Here is a 15,251-nt window from a genome sequence, read left to right as displayed (position 1 = left end):
GATTGTTATTGGTCATGGAAGATTCAGATGAATCATCTAGTAGGTGAACAGGAAAGAGAAGAGATCCCTTTATGGGGAATGCCACAGGTTATAAACTCCACACCAATCATTGAAGGAGAGCTTGAGTGGGATTACAAAGAATCAGTTCCAGAACCGGAACAGGTCGCTTATTTTCTCGAATTTGCTGAATCACTTACCGATCAAGATTGTCCTATGGAGCAGGAACTGGAAATATCAGCTGCATTCAATCATGAAGATGACGTACTTAGAATGGAATCTTGGATGGAAGAATCTGAGCCGGTTGCTGTTACACCACAACTCTCCGCAAAGGCATCATCTAAAATAGCTGAACACACGGTGGGAGAACAATTATGGGTAATCGAAGTCGTGGGTGAAGAGCAAGGTCACCTTCATGTTTCTGATGGAACCTCTAGAACCTGGGTGGATGCAAACAAATTTGGAGCCTTTTCTAAAGGAGATATCTTGTCATTGTTGGTAGATCGATCTAACGATCAGAGCATTGATGTGATAGCAATTGAGATTCTTCAGCAGCGTTCCACTGAATTTATCATTTTAGATGATGAATTCACGGATATTCTCCATGAAGAAATTGCTTGACGCTTAATATATTGGGGGAGAATCGAGTGATTCCCTCCCATCTATTTTACTAAATTTCAAGGTAAAAATTGTATTTTTATAGGTCTAAAAAACTATAATATAAAGAAAAAAATTCATGTTATGACAATATTTGATAAGTTATTGAAATATATGTAGGTAATGTGTATCATTACCTTATATTAGGGAGGTAAACACCATATGCAATCAAAATTTGTTGAGTTAGATGGTAATGATTTTTCACAACTAATTCATGCCGTGAGAGTGAAGGGGATATGGTTCAAGTCTTTGGAAGTTGAATATCGGAAAAAGAATGGAATGATTCTAGTACGCTTCAGAGGCGCTAAATCTATGATTCTTTCAGAAGATTATTTGATGACGATAGAGAGTCAATTGAAAGCTATTGAAAAGCAATATATACGGCCACTTATTGAGAAATGCCGTACTAATTTTATACTAAACTTCACTGTCAATGCTCAAGGGCGTATCTCTCCGGAGGCTGACCTATCTATAAAGATTGATTGCCCTCAAAAACCGACGAATACGCACGATGCCTTTCGTGAACCTTTTGGCATATTGATGCCATTTGCATTATACATATCTAACATCGAGATCAGAGGTCACAATTTCAACGTGGCAGTAGTTGAGGCACATTTGAAAATCACAGCTGATGAACTCTTAGAAACTCTTGAATTACCAATTATAGCACCGAGGACAAAAGAACAATGGTATCCTATGGCTTTTACTGTATATAATGAAGCAAAGGAAGAATATCGATATGAGGTATCTATTCCATGTGTTGAAGGTGAAATGCATTGGGATCATAAGATGAGCACAGTTCAAATGACTTTATTTGATAATTCAAGAAGGACCAGAAGGGTTGCAGAAGGAAGATGAGACGGATCTTTGTGTGTCTGACATTTTTGATTCTGCTATTGGTACCATTGCAAGCAAACGCTTCCGCACCTTTGCCATTTATGCCTTCTAAGGAAGAAAATCGAGAGATTAAACCAGTCTCTTCAGAAAGCTTGTTTAGCGGCATTACAAGTACCTTCAAAGAATTGATAACTCCTGTTTACAGCTGGGGTGTCACCCTAATAACCGCATTGTTTATTGTTGGGACCGTTGTTATGATCATGTCCCTATTATTTAAGAATGCCCAATGGCAAAAGTTTGGCCAGGGTACCATGCTTTATTCTTTTATTGTTATGCTTGTATTGAGAGGATTGCCGATCCTTATTTTATCTATACGTTCGGCAAATGATGTAGATCTCCTTCTTAATCAGGTCATTTCAATATTATCCTACTCTACTGTTTTTATAGGCTTGGTAGGAATCGCAGCCAGCTTTTTGTTCCGCTTTGGCTTTCGATTAATTGAACATCCAGATTTCCACCGGTGGTCAAAAAACTTACTGACTGTTTCAATCATGATGATGATTTTTTCTTTTGTAGTACCTTTTCTATTTCCTTTAATTTAGGCACTCGCCTAATAAAACATAAAATTACTTCAAGGGAGTACCCCTATAAAGCACATAACCTTATGTGCTTTATAGGGGTGTTTTTTTTCATCAGAAAGGACATGGCTATGAACATTTTACTAATCGGCGATAACACTGAGCATCAAACAAAATTTAAAGGGTTATTGGAGCTCGCTTTTCCCAAAGCTCTAATTGTAGACGGTAATTTAGATACCACATACAAATTAATACATAATTACTACGATAAATGGAACCTGGCAATCTTCTTACCATTAGAATTCGAGAATGAAATGAATGACCTATTGGCTGCTTGCGCAATAGTTTCCCTGCCTGTTTTATGCATTGTAAGAAAAGAAGCTAGGAATATCAATGGAGAGCTTCTAAAAAAGGGCGTGAAGGGAATTGTTGGATACGATTCACCTCTTGATATATTGCGTAATGGAATTAAGTTCGTTAGAGAAGGTGGAATGTATTTTGACGCCATGATTGTTAAGGAATACGATATAATGCCTTCTTTTGATAAACGTGAAAAGCAGCAGCTGCCAGGTTTAACTAGACGCGAGTGGGAAATATTTCAACTAACTGCAAAAGATATGACCAATCAAGAAATTGCAGAATCTCTTTCCATAAACCAGTCGACAGTATCCGTCCACATTAAAGGTATTATTAAAAAAACCGGCTCAAAAACGATTAGAGGAGCGGTTGCAAAGGGATTAATGTATGGCTGGCTTCAACATATTTAAATAAAATTTCCAATTATTTGTTGAGTTTATAAATATAATGTTATATTATAAATGATAATAAATACATTGGGGGTTTTTAACATGAGAAAATATACAATCGCGATAATTGGAGGCAGCCAGGAGAATACCTTTAAGAGAATTGGAAGTAAATATGGCTGTGAAATACTGTTCCATTGCGGTAAAACAAGAAACGGTGCCACAAAGAAAGACTTCCGGCCAATTATCAAGAAAGCAGATTGTGTCGTGATTAATCTAGGCGCCTGTGGTCATGTCACTATGGATGTAGTCAAAGAACTCTGTAAAACGTCAGGTACCATTATTACCTTTCAAGAAGGATTTGGCGCCAGCGGAGCTATCAAAGCTGGACTCAACGCCTTAAGCACACCAGCCAAAGAAGAAGAGACCGCTTCTACCAGAAGTGTATGCAGCAAGAACCTTTATTCAAAAGCCAGCTAATAATAGGGAGGAGATTTAATATGGACTTTGTTAAAAAGCAATGTATAGGGTGTGGGACTTTGTTTGTTTGCTTAGAGGATTTTGACGTGGAAGTACTATATTGTAATGAAGTTTGCGAAAGCAGTCATTCCATATTTAATGATACAACTGCACCCGGGCAGCAATCGTAGTCAGACTGCGAAGGGAGTACTAAGTATGGAGTTATTATGTTTTGAGCCATTTATGTTCTTGAGCTGCAAATTTCCTTTTATCGTTATATACAAAAATCCTTTAGACTATCCAGGAAAGTATGTGGCCCGCTTATATGATCTCACCCAACCGACAAAGTACTTTATAACCAGAGATTCTTATCAAGAGATTAAATTAGTGATTCCTTCATATATGAATAAACTTGAGCGAAATCCATTTGATGACCCAGTAATTATTGAAACCTGGATATAATTTGAAAGGAGAGATTCGACTATGCATTCCGCTTTACTTCCAGATGGGAAAGTAGTCACTGCTAATGAGTTTGCTCCTCAGAATCATGCAGCTATTTTTTGTATAGACTGCCGTGCTCCTGTTATTTTCGTAGCTCCAACTGAACAAACTCGGCCTCATTTTAAAACAAGCGGGAAGGGAGACTCAGTTCATAAAAACACCTGTGGATTTTTTCAAAAACTATCCTTTGAAGATGCTGTCGCAAAAGTCACCGAATACCAATCAATCTTAAAAGGCAGCGGGATAGAAGAAATCGTCATCCGCATAAATCTAAATTCTATAGATCCGGATTATGAAGCTAGAGTAATTGAAAGGGAGGAAAAAGAAGAAAAAAAGGAAAAGAAAGTAAAGGTCAAGAATGAGACCGAAACACCGCAATCCATTACCACTTTAAAAGCAGTTAAGAAATTATTTTTGGGACATGATCCTGATGTACTGGCCAGTATTCAAATATCCATTAAAGGCAATAAGGTTCCAATATCCTATCTTATCCGTGATCACAATAATGCTCACAGAGCACTCTGGACAGGTGAACTCAATCAAAACTTACCTTATTTTGTTCATGGTACAGTAGAGAAAGTTATACGAAGAGATAAAGTCATTTATATAAATTTCTCCACCAAAGATAGCTATTTTTCACTTGTGATTTTCCAAAAGTATTTTAAACATTTCACCTATAAAGATAAGGACCTGGTAGGGAGAGAAATCTTAGCTTTTGGGAGCTTACGCAAAAATAAGTACTCTGCTGATAGACAATCGACTGAGATGTACATAAAATCTAACAAATACATAGAATTCCTCCCGAGATAGGAACATCATAGTTACTTCCGGATAATAATGGAATTTAGTACAATTAGCATAAGGAACACCTGAAAAATAGAATGGAAGGAACCCATTATGAAGGCTGGTGGAGTAATAACCATATCCCTGTTGGTTATTTTAGGATTAGGATCCAGCTATCTTTCAAATGAATTAAAGAGGTAAAGAGTGGTTAAATACATACTTCCAGACATAGCTTTAGAAAGGATAAGATATGAAAAAATTAATTGCCATATTCACAATGTTTTTCGTAATTAGTGCTATGTTAGGTTTTGGCTTATCTGCAGCGGCCGCGGCCACCTTTAAAGATGTTGGAAACAACTATTATGCAAAAAATGAAATCCTCAGTTTAGTCGAAAAGGATGTCATTAAAGGGTTTGCTGATGGTACTTTTCGACCTGAGAAATCTGTAACCAGAGCCGAATTTGCAACTTTTGTATCCAGGGCATTAAACCTGCCGGCTGCGGGCTCAAATTTTAAAGATGTTCCTAAAAACAGTAGTTTATATGATGGTGTGAGCCGGGCAGCTAAGGTAGGAATTATTAAAGGATTTGCTGATGGCACCTTCAGAGGCGGCCTTGGCGTCACCAGGGAAGATATGGCCGTTATGTTAGACAGAGCAATGAAATACAAGGGGAACTATCCTAAAACGGCAGCATTGAGCTTCCAGGACACGAAAATCATCGGTGCATATGCAATCGACTCCGTTAAAAAAATGGCTGCTTACGGAATCATGGAAGATCACAAGGAAAGCAAAAAGTTTATTGGAAAAATGGTGGGAACACGAGCTGAGACAGCGAGGTTCATCTACCGGACTTTGAAAGTATTTGAAACAGGAAAGCCAAATGTTCTAGAAACTGACTACCGCAAAATGTCGTTAGATGAATTAAAACAGGTGTATGGAGAAAAAACAGCTATAAAACGCCAATTAAAACCTACTCCGCACGTAGAGGTTATTGATGAAATGAAATTGTATTACGACCAGCTACATGACGAACGCTGGGGAAAATATACAAAAGATCCTTTGACACACTTTAAGGATTGGCAAGAGTTTGCAACTTCCAGATATAGCGGATGGTACCGTGATTACCCCCACGTAGAAATAATTTCTTACAATGGAATAGCATTTAAAAATACCGATCTACATAGCCCAGGTTTGAAAGTTAGCTCTGCTTATGAAGTAATGCCTTCTCAACCGGCCGAAAAAGGGAAGTTTTTAATTGATATACATGTATATATGGAGGATTTTGTAACTTACAGAAATGATTCTGTTAAAGTAAATAAGTTAGGTGGAATACCCGAAAGAATTGATTATCCTTTTCCAAAAGGGGATGAAGTAATAGTTAATCTTGCAAATGTCTTTAGGGATGCACCAGGGGTTAATGTAGCAAAAGGCGGCCTAGAACTTTCTTATGGCGGGAAAAAGATTGTACTTACAAACGGAAGTGATCAGGCTAAAGTTGAAGAGTATACAGTCAAATTGCCTTCAAAGGTAACCATTAAAAACGGTGCAGCCTTTGGACCAGTTCGAGCTATAGTAAAAGAAATTGGGTTGGATTCCAGAGAGGTAGTAAACTTTAAACGATTTGAAATAGCCAATTATCCTTTGGAAAGACGGGATGGACGTTGGCAATAATGTAGTAAGCATAAATCGTTAGTTTGAGTAACTGAGGTCACTAGAAAGTGGCCTTTTATTTATGGAAAACCTAACAGTGGAGGGTAGAGAGAAAACATGAACATATTTCAATACCAAGGGCAAGAAGAGGACCATTATACTAACATCCTGTTGAACATTTTGAATTATAAGGAGCAGCTAATCCTGCAGCAATTTATAAATAAAATTATCCCTCACGAGTCTACAAGCTTTCAATTTGAGAATGCATCCATTCATATCCGTAAAAAGCATTGCCCGGAACCCTCTAAGCAATACGAATATGTTATCGGCGTGGCTCCCTATAAAAGCGCTCTTGCACACTCGGAGTTAGAAGATAATTCTGGATCGATTCCGGATGCATGGGTTTGCGGCAAGAATTTCAACCTTCTTTTTGAATTTAAAATTAGAGGGACTCTGGATGAAGGGCAGATCTCTGCCCATAAGAAATTGCTTACGAATGGAGAAGTTGAAGTCATTCGTATTTCTTGGGATCAAGTTTTCCATGCACTTGCTGCTGTACAAACTGATGATGAGATTAACAAATACCTTATTCAAAATTTCGTTGAGCTAAAAAGCAATTTTCAATCAAAGCGACGTTCTTCAGGCATGCCAAAAGCAATCATCAGTCATGTAAATAAAGAAGATGAGCTTTACTTCACCATAACAGGAAGTAAGACGAGTAGGCCGTACCAAGTGAGAAAACATTATCAAGGAAAAGCGGAGTTATTAAAATTGGACCTCGGGGGGATAACTGCAGCACGTTCTTTTATCGCTAATTACGTTCGTACATATAAAGAAGATTTGCCTATAAACTATATTGGCGAGGAAACAGTAATAAACGATTATTGCATAGCGCCTGGAAGAGCAGAAAAGAAGAATCAGTGGAACCAATGGAGGTTGGGTGCTTTTCCAAATGTTAAAGGGAAAATGTAGACAGGGCTATTATTAGAATCCTTATCATAAAAAGAAACTATATAAAAGGTAAATTGTAAGTTTCCCAACATTTTTTTACATAACCGGTCATTTTAGTCATAATTTTTTTGAAATTAATTTTGTTAAATAGATATTTTAACTGTTTCATAAAAAAAGTACAGAGATTTTTCCCAATATGAGAGAGCTATCTTTCTCACTACAAAAATATTCATTAAGAGGACTTTTTAGATAGAATGCTTCATTTTCCTCCCTATTACTCTCACCATATTCCTAAGGTTATAATTTAGGTAATAACTGGATTAATAGTGATAGAATGGAAAAGACTTAAAAAAGAGAGGGGAAAAGAGAATGTTAAAAAAACTATCTAAAGGATTAATCTTCACGGTTATGCTAGCAATGCTTTTTGCAACTGTTGCACCTGGTGTATCTCAAGCTGCAGAAGTAGGAAAAACACAAACAGTAGGGGTAAGTGGAGAAGAAGTCGATGTAAAAGTTGTTGAAGATTCTTTAACTCAACGAGTGGTCGAAACAAATGATTCATCAGGATCCTACCGTTCAACATTTAACAAAAAGACTTCAGAATTAATTGTAGACACTTTAGATGCCGATGGAAATATTATCTCAACTGAGAACGTAACAGAATCCCTACAAAAGAAAGACAAAAATGTAAATGTAAGCTTAACTCAAAATGCAGGTCAATTAAATTCTTTTGCTTCTGTAAATGCTGCATCTTTAATTTCATCAAAAGCGGATTATACTGGAAAATACAAGTATTATCAGTACTCTGGGGATGTATGGGTTCTTCAAATCCCAGGCAGTTCAAAAAATCCGACAAAAACTCCTAACAATAAAACAGAAATATATAATTTCAGAACTTCAGTTAATTCAATAGTAGATGCACAAAATGCACTCGCAGCAGCTGGTCTCGGTACCATGACAGGCACAGCGATTGCAGTGGCTACTGCTAGTGGCCCTCTTGGTTGGGTAATTGCAGCACTAACTGCCTTAGGGTTAGCAGCTAATCAGGCATATCAAGGATCTAAAATTACTGCAGCAGTAAACGATGCCGAATTTTGGTTTGGTGAAGTTACAATTAAATAATAAAAAGAAGGCTTGCCATTTCGAGGGCAGCCTTCTTTTTATTTATCTACTGTATATTACCAAGATGAAGCAAAATAATACTAAAAGAGCACTTAATACATAACTTTGAGTTTCTCTGCGTGTGTCACTAGAAGAATTAAATTTAATCAGGGACCTAATTCCAAATGCAATGAGGGCAGAAAGACAAATCATTCCGAACATTTGAATTGTAATAGAGCCAAGAGGAAATGAACCTGGATTAGTTAAATTGAAGATCATCGGTTTAATACAGACAAAGTAAATTAAAGTAAAAAACAAAACATTAATAAAACCGTAAAGGAAAAAATTCCTTTTCAATGTCAACAAGGTCAAAAACACCTCCATAAATAAGATTCGTTTGTTTAAATTTAACATATTAGTCATCAATTAGAATAGAGCATTATAAAAAAAATGAATATTTTGACATGTCTTACTTTTTTATAACATACTTCTCGTGATGGTTGAAAATCATCTCAAAAACTTATGGTTGAATCCAGCAACACGATCTGAAAATAAGTTATCTAAACTAATTCTTTCTATTATATATAATCCCCAAATATTTTCTCATCCCAAGAATAAATAGCGTGTTGCTCCCTCTCCATAACCTTTTGTAGGTAAATTACAGTTGTCTCAATCTTCTCGTGCCCGAGACTTCTCATAATTGCGTATATGTCCACCTTGCTCAAATAAGAGATAATGGCAAATGCATGCCTTAAAGTATGAGGACCAATTAACGAAGATCTTCCAGCTAGTAACGGTAGCTGTGATTGCATAATTGTCTTTGTAAGATATTGAGATAAATAAGAGGGACTAAAAGCGTTCCCGCTATTCGTGGTAAATAAGGGACTATCTTTAACGGCTGCTGAAATTTCCTCCAAGCCCCTCGCATACCGAAACATATGTATACTATTTATAGTTTTCTCTCTTAATGGAACCTCTCTACTCTTATTTCCCTTTCCCAATACCCGAAGAAAGTGTCCCTCGTTTATAGAGTCATATTGAATATCTTTCACCTTCAAATTACAAAATTCTTCATTCCTCAATCCTGTAGTGGTCAGCACGTGAATGATTGCAAAGGCGATGGGGTGGTTCTCTTTTCGAAAATGATTTAGCAGCTGAACAACCTCAGCAGGTCCTAGATCGCGATTCGGCCGATCTTCATTCTTAATAGATGCCATCAATAACCCTTGATGCAGGGGATTCTCTACATATTTAGACTCATAAAGAAACTTAAGGAAATTATTGAGGATCGTTGTCTTCCTTGCTAAGGTGGCCGGCGCATAGCTACCTTTCTTCTGTACATATGGACTTTTTGTCGCTAACCATTCTTGATACCGTCGAATGTGTCTAGGAGCAAGGGATTTAAATAATGAGCCCGAACGAATCGTTTCAATATCTATATTTATTTCTAATGAATATTTGAGCAGCTGCTCAACAAATTGATTAATTTCCAGCTTATACTCTTTAATGGTCCGGGATGATTTATCATGTTTGTGATTTAAATGCTGCTTCCGATATAAAAACCATTGAATCATCTCAACATCATTGAAATTTGAATAAAGGCCTTCATTGTTCTTTTCAGCTAGATCGAGCTTATCTTGTAAAATAGGTACAACTGATTGATTATCTATTTCCTTCTTCCATTTTTTTATCTGCAAGTCAACGTTTCTGAAAGCAACATCTCTCAAATATAAACACCTCCAAATGACCTTTCAATATAAAACCCTTTATTTTATTTACAAATTTACTATTTTAACGCTCTCTTTAATTAATTGTATATGAAACTTTAATTTATCTCTATATCTATACCTACATAAAAAAATATACATTTGTTTATTTAGAGTATAGTTAATTTTTTTATATCTTTTATTTTAATATATATTAAACTTGATATTAGATATCAAATGCATTATATTGGGTGTACAAGGATTCCTTATAATAAGTACATGTTTAAACATGTATTTATATATACATATTTAAACACTTAAAATTGTGATAACAAACGTACATAAAAATTACACCTTTATAATTACTGTGAAAGATGTAAAGGGAGGTATATATTAGTGCAAAAAGATTGGTATACACAGAAGGAAGTTGCGGAGAAACTTGGTCTATCTAAAGCCACAGTATATCATTATAGTAAACAGGGTAAAATTAAGAAGATACCTGATCCACATCGCATTCATCGGTTTGCTCGCTATCATAGAGAAGAAGTGGATCAATTAGCTCTAGAACAAGAATCCCATCCTAAAGGGATGAGTCCCCCCCAGGTCGCAAAACAACTGGGTTTGTCTGTTCAAATGGTATATAAGTACATTCATGACGGAACAATTAAAGCAGATGAAGTTCCCTTTGGTGATGAAAGGACAATATACGTAATCTCTCAAGATGCCTTTGAAGCAGCTAAAAGGATCTTATCGCCTACAAGAAATGAGCGCATTCGTAAAAGTGAATATTATCATTCCCAATATGACATTAGCTTATTTCAGCTCTTCAAGAGCCCAAATGAACAAACTGCCAGAGTGGTAAAAAACGAGAATAATGATTGGGGATTTCATCTACATCAATATCAAAAATGGGTACCATATAATGAAGGAATAAGTAAATATTCGCTTAAACCGGCCTACGACATTCATCAACGTTTGTTGGAAAACAAGGGATATGTTTATTTTAATATTCCATTGAATGAAGATATCTTGTATCCATTTATTGATTATTTATTAATGGTATGGGGGATAGAAAACGTTGGGTTTAGGAAATTTGATGAGGAAGTTATTATATCCATAAAAGCAGGGGAGAAGCCTTTCAAACACATTCCCTTTGAAGCAGAGCAATTAAATCCTTTCCTGACCGAAGGCACGCTTACTGTATTAGAAGAAGTTATTTATTTTCATAGCGCCTATCGGAAAACAAATTTAGAATTACCGATTAAGATGCTGGATAGCGTTAAGCAGCTGGCCGAAGATGAGAATATAACGATTAGCCAATGGATTGAACGAGCTATTGAGGAATCCCTACAGGATAAAAAAGAAACATTATAAAGAAATGAGTGATCTTAAATGCAAGAAACAAAAGCAAAAGTAATTCCATTAATTATCTGTCATTCTTGCCACAAGCCGGTTAAAGTTCAAGAGCCTTATACCATTTGGGAAGACTCAATATATTGCGAACCTTGTTTTGACCTTTACATGGAATTGATTACCCCGGAGGACCTGGAGAAATAGCCTTGATAATAGGCTATTTTTTTGCTTTAATTATAGTAACAGCTTAATTAAAACAGATGGGAATACCCCAAATCAAACAGCCTTTCTAAGGTATTTTGATTTGGGGTTTTTTGCTTTCTGTTAAATGGCCAACCTAGAAATTAGATAGTAAAAATTGTCGGTTTTTGCTAGAATTAATTAAAATGGATTTGTTTTCACTTGTAAAGAAACATAAAAAAACCCACCCAGCAATTCATTTATTCTGTACAGTTTGGCCGCTGAAGAATTAAATGAACCTGATATAGGCGGGATCTTTCATACTATAATTAATCCTATTTTAACAGGGATTTTTTCGTTGTTCAAGTAGTATGAAAATCTTTGCCTCGTTCGCTTAAGTGGGATGAAGCGGAGGTTTTTATTTTGGAAGAGGGGAAAGTCAATTTAAAAGGGAACAGTGAGAAGTTGGAGTATTTCAGAGAAGTTAAAACTGGGGCGTTCACTCCTCGCATGAGAATGGTTAAGAAAGACTCTACTGAGCATCTTGAATCTGAAGTCTATTATTATCCAGAACATGATCTTATAAAGTTTTCTGAAGACGAGGTACGTAAATTTTCATTGGATTCCTATGGCGAGAACATTCCTTACATAGATGGAGAACTAACCATTTTCAATAACTACCTATTTGATTTTTGGGGTTACTACCTAAATGCTGAGGGATTAGCCTTATACGGGCACTTAAAAAGATTTGCTTATGGCAATAAAGATTGGTGCTTTCCCAACTTTGAGTTGATCGGGCTTAAAATGGATAAAAGCCGGCCAACAATCCTAAATTTCATGGATCTACTTGAAAGATACGGATTTGCATACAAGTTTAATGTAGTGAACTATTCTAAAGATGGTGCGGAGGAATCGCCCATTTTCAAGCTCCGAAAGAAGGTACCCCTTCTAACGGAAACTTTAATCAACGGAAACCCCAATATCGAAATACCTGAAGACGCTGCTCCACACATAAAAAGAGCTTTAAAAAAGGAGCAGAAAGGACTTCCTGAAAGACTTAAAATTGCACACGAAAAATATGTTACAACTATGATTAACAATAATGAGAAAATCTCAATTGAAAAAGATATTGATTTTGAGAATATATATAGACAGTGGCAGCAATTTGGGGAATTAATAAAACTCTCCAAGAAAGGTGCCAGTAAACCTGCCGGCCACGTTAAGCATGAAAGAGAAATGGACGATACTGAAATCAGACTATTAAATCTGTTGAAATCCTATGTTTCCGGTAAAATCTCAAAACCATCCTTTGATACCTGGTTTAGAGATTTATTATTAAAGAAGGAGACTGACTCCATTATTTTGTATTCGCCTAATGAGTTTGCTAGAGATTGGTTAGAAGAAAAGTATAAAAATCTTCTACAAGAAGCTTTAAATACTTATGATGAAGCAATTCAAGATGTTGAAATTAAAACCATATGAGTTTCTTGAGGCTAAATTCTAGGAATTTTTGCCTCTTTTTTTATAAAAAAATGGCCCCTTCAAGATTCTTTAAGGGGGGTTAAAAAATTTTTAACCCCCTATAAGAATTTTTTAACCCCCATTAAAAATTCTTTAACCCCTTCATTTTCACCCCCATTAAAAATTTTTAAGGGGGGTTGTCCACAAAAATACCCTATTAAAATTTTTTAAGGGGGGTAGGGGTTAAAAAATTTTTAAGCCCCCCTTTAAAATTTTTTAAGCATAATAAATACAAAGGGAATAAATCTTTATAAACATAATATATAGAAAGTTAGATGGATGCTAATTTGTTAAGTAGCCTGAAAATAGTTATAATAGCTATTAGAACTTTTCCTTTTCTTTTATTTGTAATTCCTTAGGAATTTACGGTGATGACTATAAAAAGTCTTTGAGACTATTTGATTCATGGCTATTTGCTATGCGACCAAATTGTTCTCAAAGGCTTTTTTTGTCTTCCAGAATAGGAAAGGGTCAAAAAACTTTGAGAAAGGGTGTTTAATGTGGTTTTAGACTTTGACTACATTCATGTATTTTCAAGAGAGGATGCAATCAAATCAGGCGATTTGATTGATATCAGTGAGCAAGGCAAAAGGAATGGAGTGAAATTTCCAATTGCCGTTACCAGGTTAGTGTGGGAGGATGTAATAGTACCGGATGATGCTGCAATTGTACGAGGAGAAAGCATTAAAGGCCGACTAATGGATGTACTGTTCCTTTTTGTCCTCAACGCCAAAAAAAACGGTGGGAGTTGTTTTTACTTCTCAGTAGCTGCCACCAAAAGCGGTCAATCAGAGATGTTTTGGTTAAAAGCTATGATAGGGCCTGGTGACGATCCTTCACCAGTAATTACAATCATGTATCCTAATGAAGATTAATGAGTGGAGGGGAAACGGGTGTCTGAAAAAAATTACCATAGTCGCTTATTAGATGTGAGTAAAAAATTTGATCATGTCATAGAAAAATTAAAAAGCAGTTATGTAGATCAAAAGTACAGAATGCATTGGGCAGCTTGGCTATTGCTCTCTCCAGTAAGGGACATAGCAAAAGTTAAAGATTTGCAGAATGGCTTATTGAAATTTTTCAACTCGAGTGTTGGCTTATCCATAATCCCTTTTCTTTCATTGGGGATAGGCCCTATGTTATTTCCCGGCTTTGAGGCTCCTCTGTATATTAAAAGCTTACTAGCTGGTGCGACTGGTTATCTATTCAGCATTATATTTTATTTTCCTATGCTGATTAATTTCAACAGTGACCATTTTCATATTGGAGCATACAGAGTATTCCGGAATCAAGAATATAACCTGTTTACATCAGCCTTTTTAGACTCTGAAAACGATTTTTATTTCAAAGGCCTTTACGATTATGTAACAAGCTCCGGAGAAGTTTATCATCTAATAGATAAGCGATTAGGGGACTTTTTACAAAATGAACGTACTGAATATAAAAGCGAAATCAAAAGCCTGCAGGACCAACTTGAAAAGGTAAATGAGAACACAGAATTGATCACTGAAAAGTATGATCAATTTACTGGAGAACTTATTGAAGAGAGGGATGAGCTTCTTCGTGAATTAGAATATTTAATCCAATTATTAAAGGATATAAATATGCTGCTCTTCCGTAAGTTTAATGGCCAATTCTCTACGAGAGATTTAAATATCTTAACCGGTTTCACTTTATATGAGATGAGGGGAGATACCTTGGTTCGAATAGAGGATGTTCAAACCTCAGCTGCTTCACCGGAAAAAATCTCCCTAAAAGATAAGAAATATGCAAATTATGGAGCTGTTAAAGTAGCCTTAGATAAGGAAGGTAAGCCCTATTACAATACTCCATACCCAGGGAGGATTATCGTTTCATTCCGAATAAATATGGATAATAAAGTAGTATGGATATATAATTTCCATGGTGAAACATCAGATGATAAGATAATGAAATTACTCGTGGATAATGGTAAAATAGATTCGAGGGAGATATACCGTCTTGTACACGCATTATGTCTCCTATCTATTGATAAAGACTATTTAACAAAGAAGGAGGCGGTGAACAAGTGAAATTATCAGGTTATGTAGAATTTAAAAGCCAACAAGATATTAACAGATCCCGCCGTGAAAAGACAGACCATGAATATGAGTCCCTTCGCCGGCAAATCAAAAAATTGATGAGTGAGAATTATAAGATAGTAAATTCACACGAAGCAAAGACCAATTGAACAATAAAAGAGGAGTGAGTATAA

General features: G+C 35.9%; 15 protein-coding genes. 14 read left to right on the top strand and 1 reads right to left on the bottom strand.

What is annotated here, in order from left to right:
• The first annotated feature begins 27 nt into the window (after window positions 1–27).
• The 9 genes from RBB45_RS18550 (at window position 28) to RBB45_RS18510 (ending at window position 8,279) form a co-directional block, all read left to right on the top strand.
• A complete protein-coding gene (locus tag RBB45_RS18550; protein WP_306010112.1) occupies window positions 28–618 on the top strand; it encodes a hypothetical protein in 591 nt (196 codons plus the stop codon).
• Between the two features lie 198 nt (window positions 619–816).
• Window positions 817–1,512, top strand: coding sequence for a hypothetical protein (locus RBB45_RS18545; RefSeq protein ID WP_306010111.1), 696 nt, complete (start codon window positions 817–819; stop codon window positions 1,510–1,512).
• Complete coding sequence (locus RBB45_RS18540) at window positions 1,509–2,093, top strand: hypothetical protein (protein ID WP_306010110.1); 585 nt, start codon at window positions 1,509–1,511, stop codon at window positions 2,091–2,093. Before RBB45_RS18545 ends, RBB45_RS18540 begins: the two co-directional genes overlap by 4 nt.
• 107 nt (window positions 2,094–2,200) lie before the next feature.
• A complete protein-coding gene (locus tag RBB45_RS18535; RefSeq protein WP_306010109.1) occupies window positions 2,201–2,836 on the top strand; it encodes a helix-turn-helix transcriptional regulator in 636 nt (211 codons plus the stop codon).
• Window positions 2,837–2,917: 81 nt separating this feature from the next.
• Window positions 2,918–3,292, top strand: coding sequence for a DUF2325 domain-containing protein (locus RBB45_RS18530; protein WP_306010108.1), 375 nt, complete (start codon window positions 2,918–2,920; stop codon window positions 3,290–3,292).
• 462 nt (window positions 3,293–3,754) lie between these two features.
• Window positions 3,755–4,582 carry a hypothetical protein gene (locus RBB45_RS18525; protein ID WP_306010107.1) on the top strand — a complete coding sequence of 276 codons (828 nt, stop codon included), beginning with the start codon at window positions 3,755–3,757 and terminating at the stop codon, window positions 4,580–4,582.
• Window positions 4,583–4,805: 223 nt separating this feature from the next.
• Window positions 4,806–6,227, top strand: a complete 1,422-nt coding sequence (locus tag RBB45_RS18520; protein ID WP_306010106.1) for an S-layer homology domain-containing protein — start codon at window positions 4,806–4,808, stop codon at window positions 6,225–6,227.
• 96 nt (window positions 6,228–6,323) lie between these two features.
• A complete protein-coding gene (locus RBB45_RS18515) occupies window positions 6,324–7,178 on the top strand; it encodes a hypothetical protein (protein WP_306010105.1) in 855 nt (284 codons plus the stop codon).
• A gap of 348 nt (window positions 7,179–7,526) precedes the next feature.
• Entirely contained in the window at window positions 7,527–8,279 is a 753-nt protein-coding gene (locus tag RBB45_RS18510; protein ID WP_306010104.1) for a geobacillin-26 family protein, read from the top strand.
• 557 nt (window positions 8,280–8,836) lie between these two features.
• Here RBB45_RS18510 and RBB45_RS18505 read toward each other — a convergent pair.
• On the bottom strand, window positions 8,837–9,985 hold the full coding sequence (locus RBB45_RS18505) for a tyrosine-type recombinase/integrase (RefSeq protein ID WP_306010103.1): 1,149 nt from the start codon (window positions 9,983–9,985) through the stop codon (window positions 8,837–8,839).
• 375 nt (window positions 9,986–10,360) lie between these two features.
• On the opposite strand from RBB45_RS18505, the gene RBB45_RS18500 reads away from it, so the two are divergent.
• The 5 genes from RBB45_RS18500 (at window position 10,361) to RBB45_RS18480 (ending at window position 15,227) form a co-directional block, all read left to right on the top strand.
• Window positions 10,361–11,338 carry a helix-turn-helix domain-containing protein gene (locus tag RBB45_RS18500; RefSeq protein ID WP_306010102.1) on the top strand — a complete coding sequence of 326 codons (978 nt, stop codon included), beginning with the start codon at window positions 10,361–10,363 and terminating at the stop codon, window positions 11,336–11,338.
• Between the two features lie 582 nt (window positions 11,339–11,920).
• Window positions 11,921–12,979, top strand: coding sequence for a DnaA N-terminal domain-containing protein (locus tag RBB45_RS18495; protein WP_306010101.1), 1,059 nt, complete (start codon window positions 11,921–11,923; stop codon window positions 12,977–12,979).
• Window positions 12,980–13,518: 539 nt separating this feature from the next.
• A complete protein-coding gene (locus tag RBB45_RS18490; RefSeq protein WP_035400794.1) occupies window positions 13,519–13,893 on the top strand; it encodes a DUF6573 family protein in 375 nt (124 codons plus the stop codon).
• Window positions 13,894–13,911: 18 nt separating this feature from the next.
• A complete protein-coding gene (locus RBB45_RS18485) occupies window positions 13,912–15,069 on the top strand; it encodes a hypothetical protein (RefSeq protein ID WP_306010100.1) in 1,158 nt (385 codons plus the stop codon).
• Entirely contained in the window at window positions 15,066–15,227 is a 162-nt protein-coding gene (locus RBB45_RS18480) for a hypothetical protein (protein ID WP_306010099.1), read from the top strand. Before RBB45_RS18485 ends, RBB45_RS18480 begins: the two co-directional genes overlap by 4 nt.
• Window positions 15,228–15,251 lie beyond the last annotated feature (24 nt).

The organism is Bacillus sp. MMSF_3328 (genome assembly GCF_030733525.1).
GTDB lineage: Bacteria > Bacillota > Bacilli > Bacillales > Cytobacillaceae > Bacillus_AB > Bacillus_AB infantis.
Note: the sequence above shows the minus strand (reverse complement) of the source record. Positions and strands in the feature narration are given on the sequence as shown.

Coding starts and splice junctions, on each gene's coding strand:
- RBB45_RS18535 (WP_306010109.1), top strand. CDS start 2,201: ATGAACATTTTACTAATCGGCGATAACACTGAGCATCAAACAAAATTT.
- RBB45_RS18515 (WP_306010105.1), top strand. CDS start 6,324: ATGAACATATTTCAATACCAAGGGCAAGAAGAGGACCATTATACTAAC.
- RBB45_RS18510 (WP_306010104.1), top strand. CDS start 7,527: ATGTTAAAAAAACTATCTAAAGGATTAATCTTCACGGTTATGCTAGCA.
- RBB45_RS18520 (WP_306010106.1), top strand. CDS start 4,806: ATGAAAAAATTAATTGCCATATTCACAATGTTTTTCGTAATTAGTGCT.
- RBB45_RS18545 (WP_306010111.1), top strand. CDS start 817: ATGCAATCAAAATTTGTTGAGTTAGATGGTAATGATTTTTCACAACTA.
- RBB45_RS18525 (WP_306010107.1), top strand. CDS start 3,755: ATGCATTCCGCTTTACTTCCAGATGGGAAAGTAGTCACTGCTAATGAG.
- RBB45_RS18530 (WP_306010108.1), top strand. CDS start 2,918: ATGAGAAAATATACAATCGCGATAATTGGAGGCAGCCAGGAGAATACC.
- RBB45_RS18550 (WP_306010112.1), top strand. CDS start 28: ATGAATCATCTAGTAGGTGAACAGGAAAGAGAAGAGATCCCTTTATGG.
- RBB45_RS18540 (WP_306010110.1), top strand. CDS start 1,509: ATGAGACGGATCTTTGTGTGTCTGACATTTTTGATTCTGCTATTGGTA.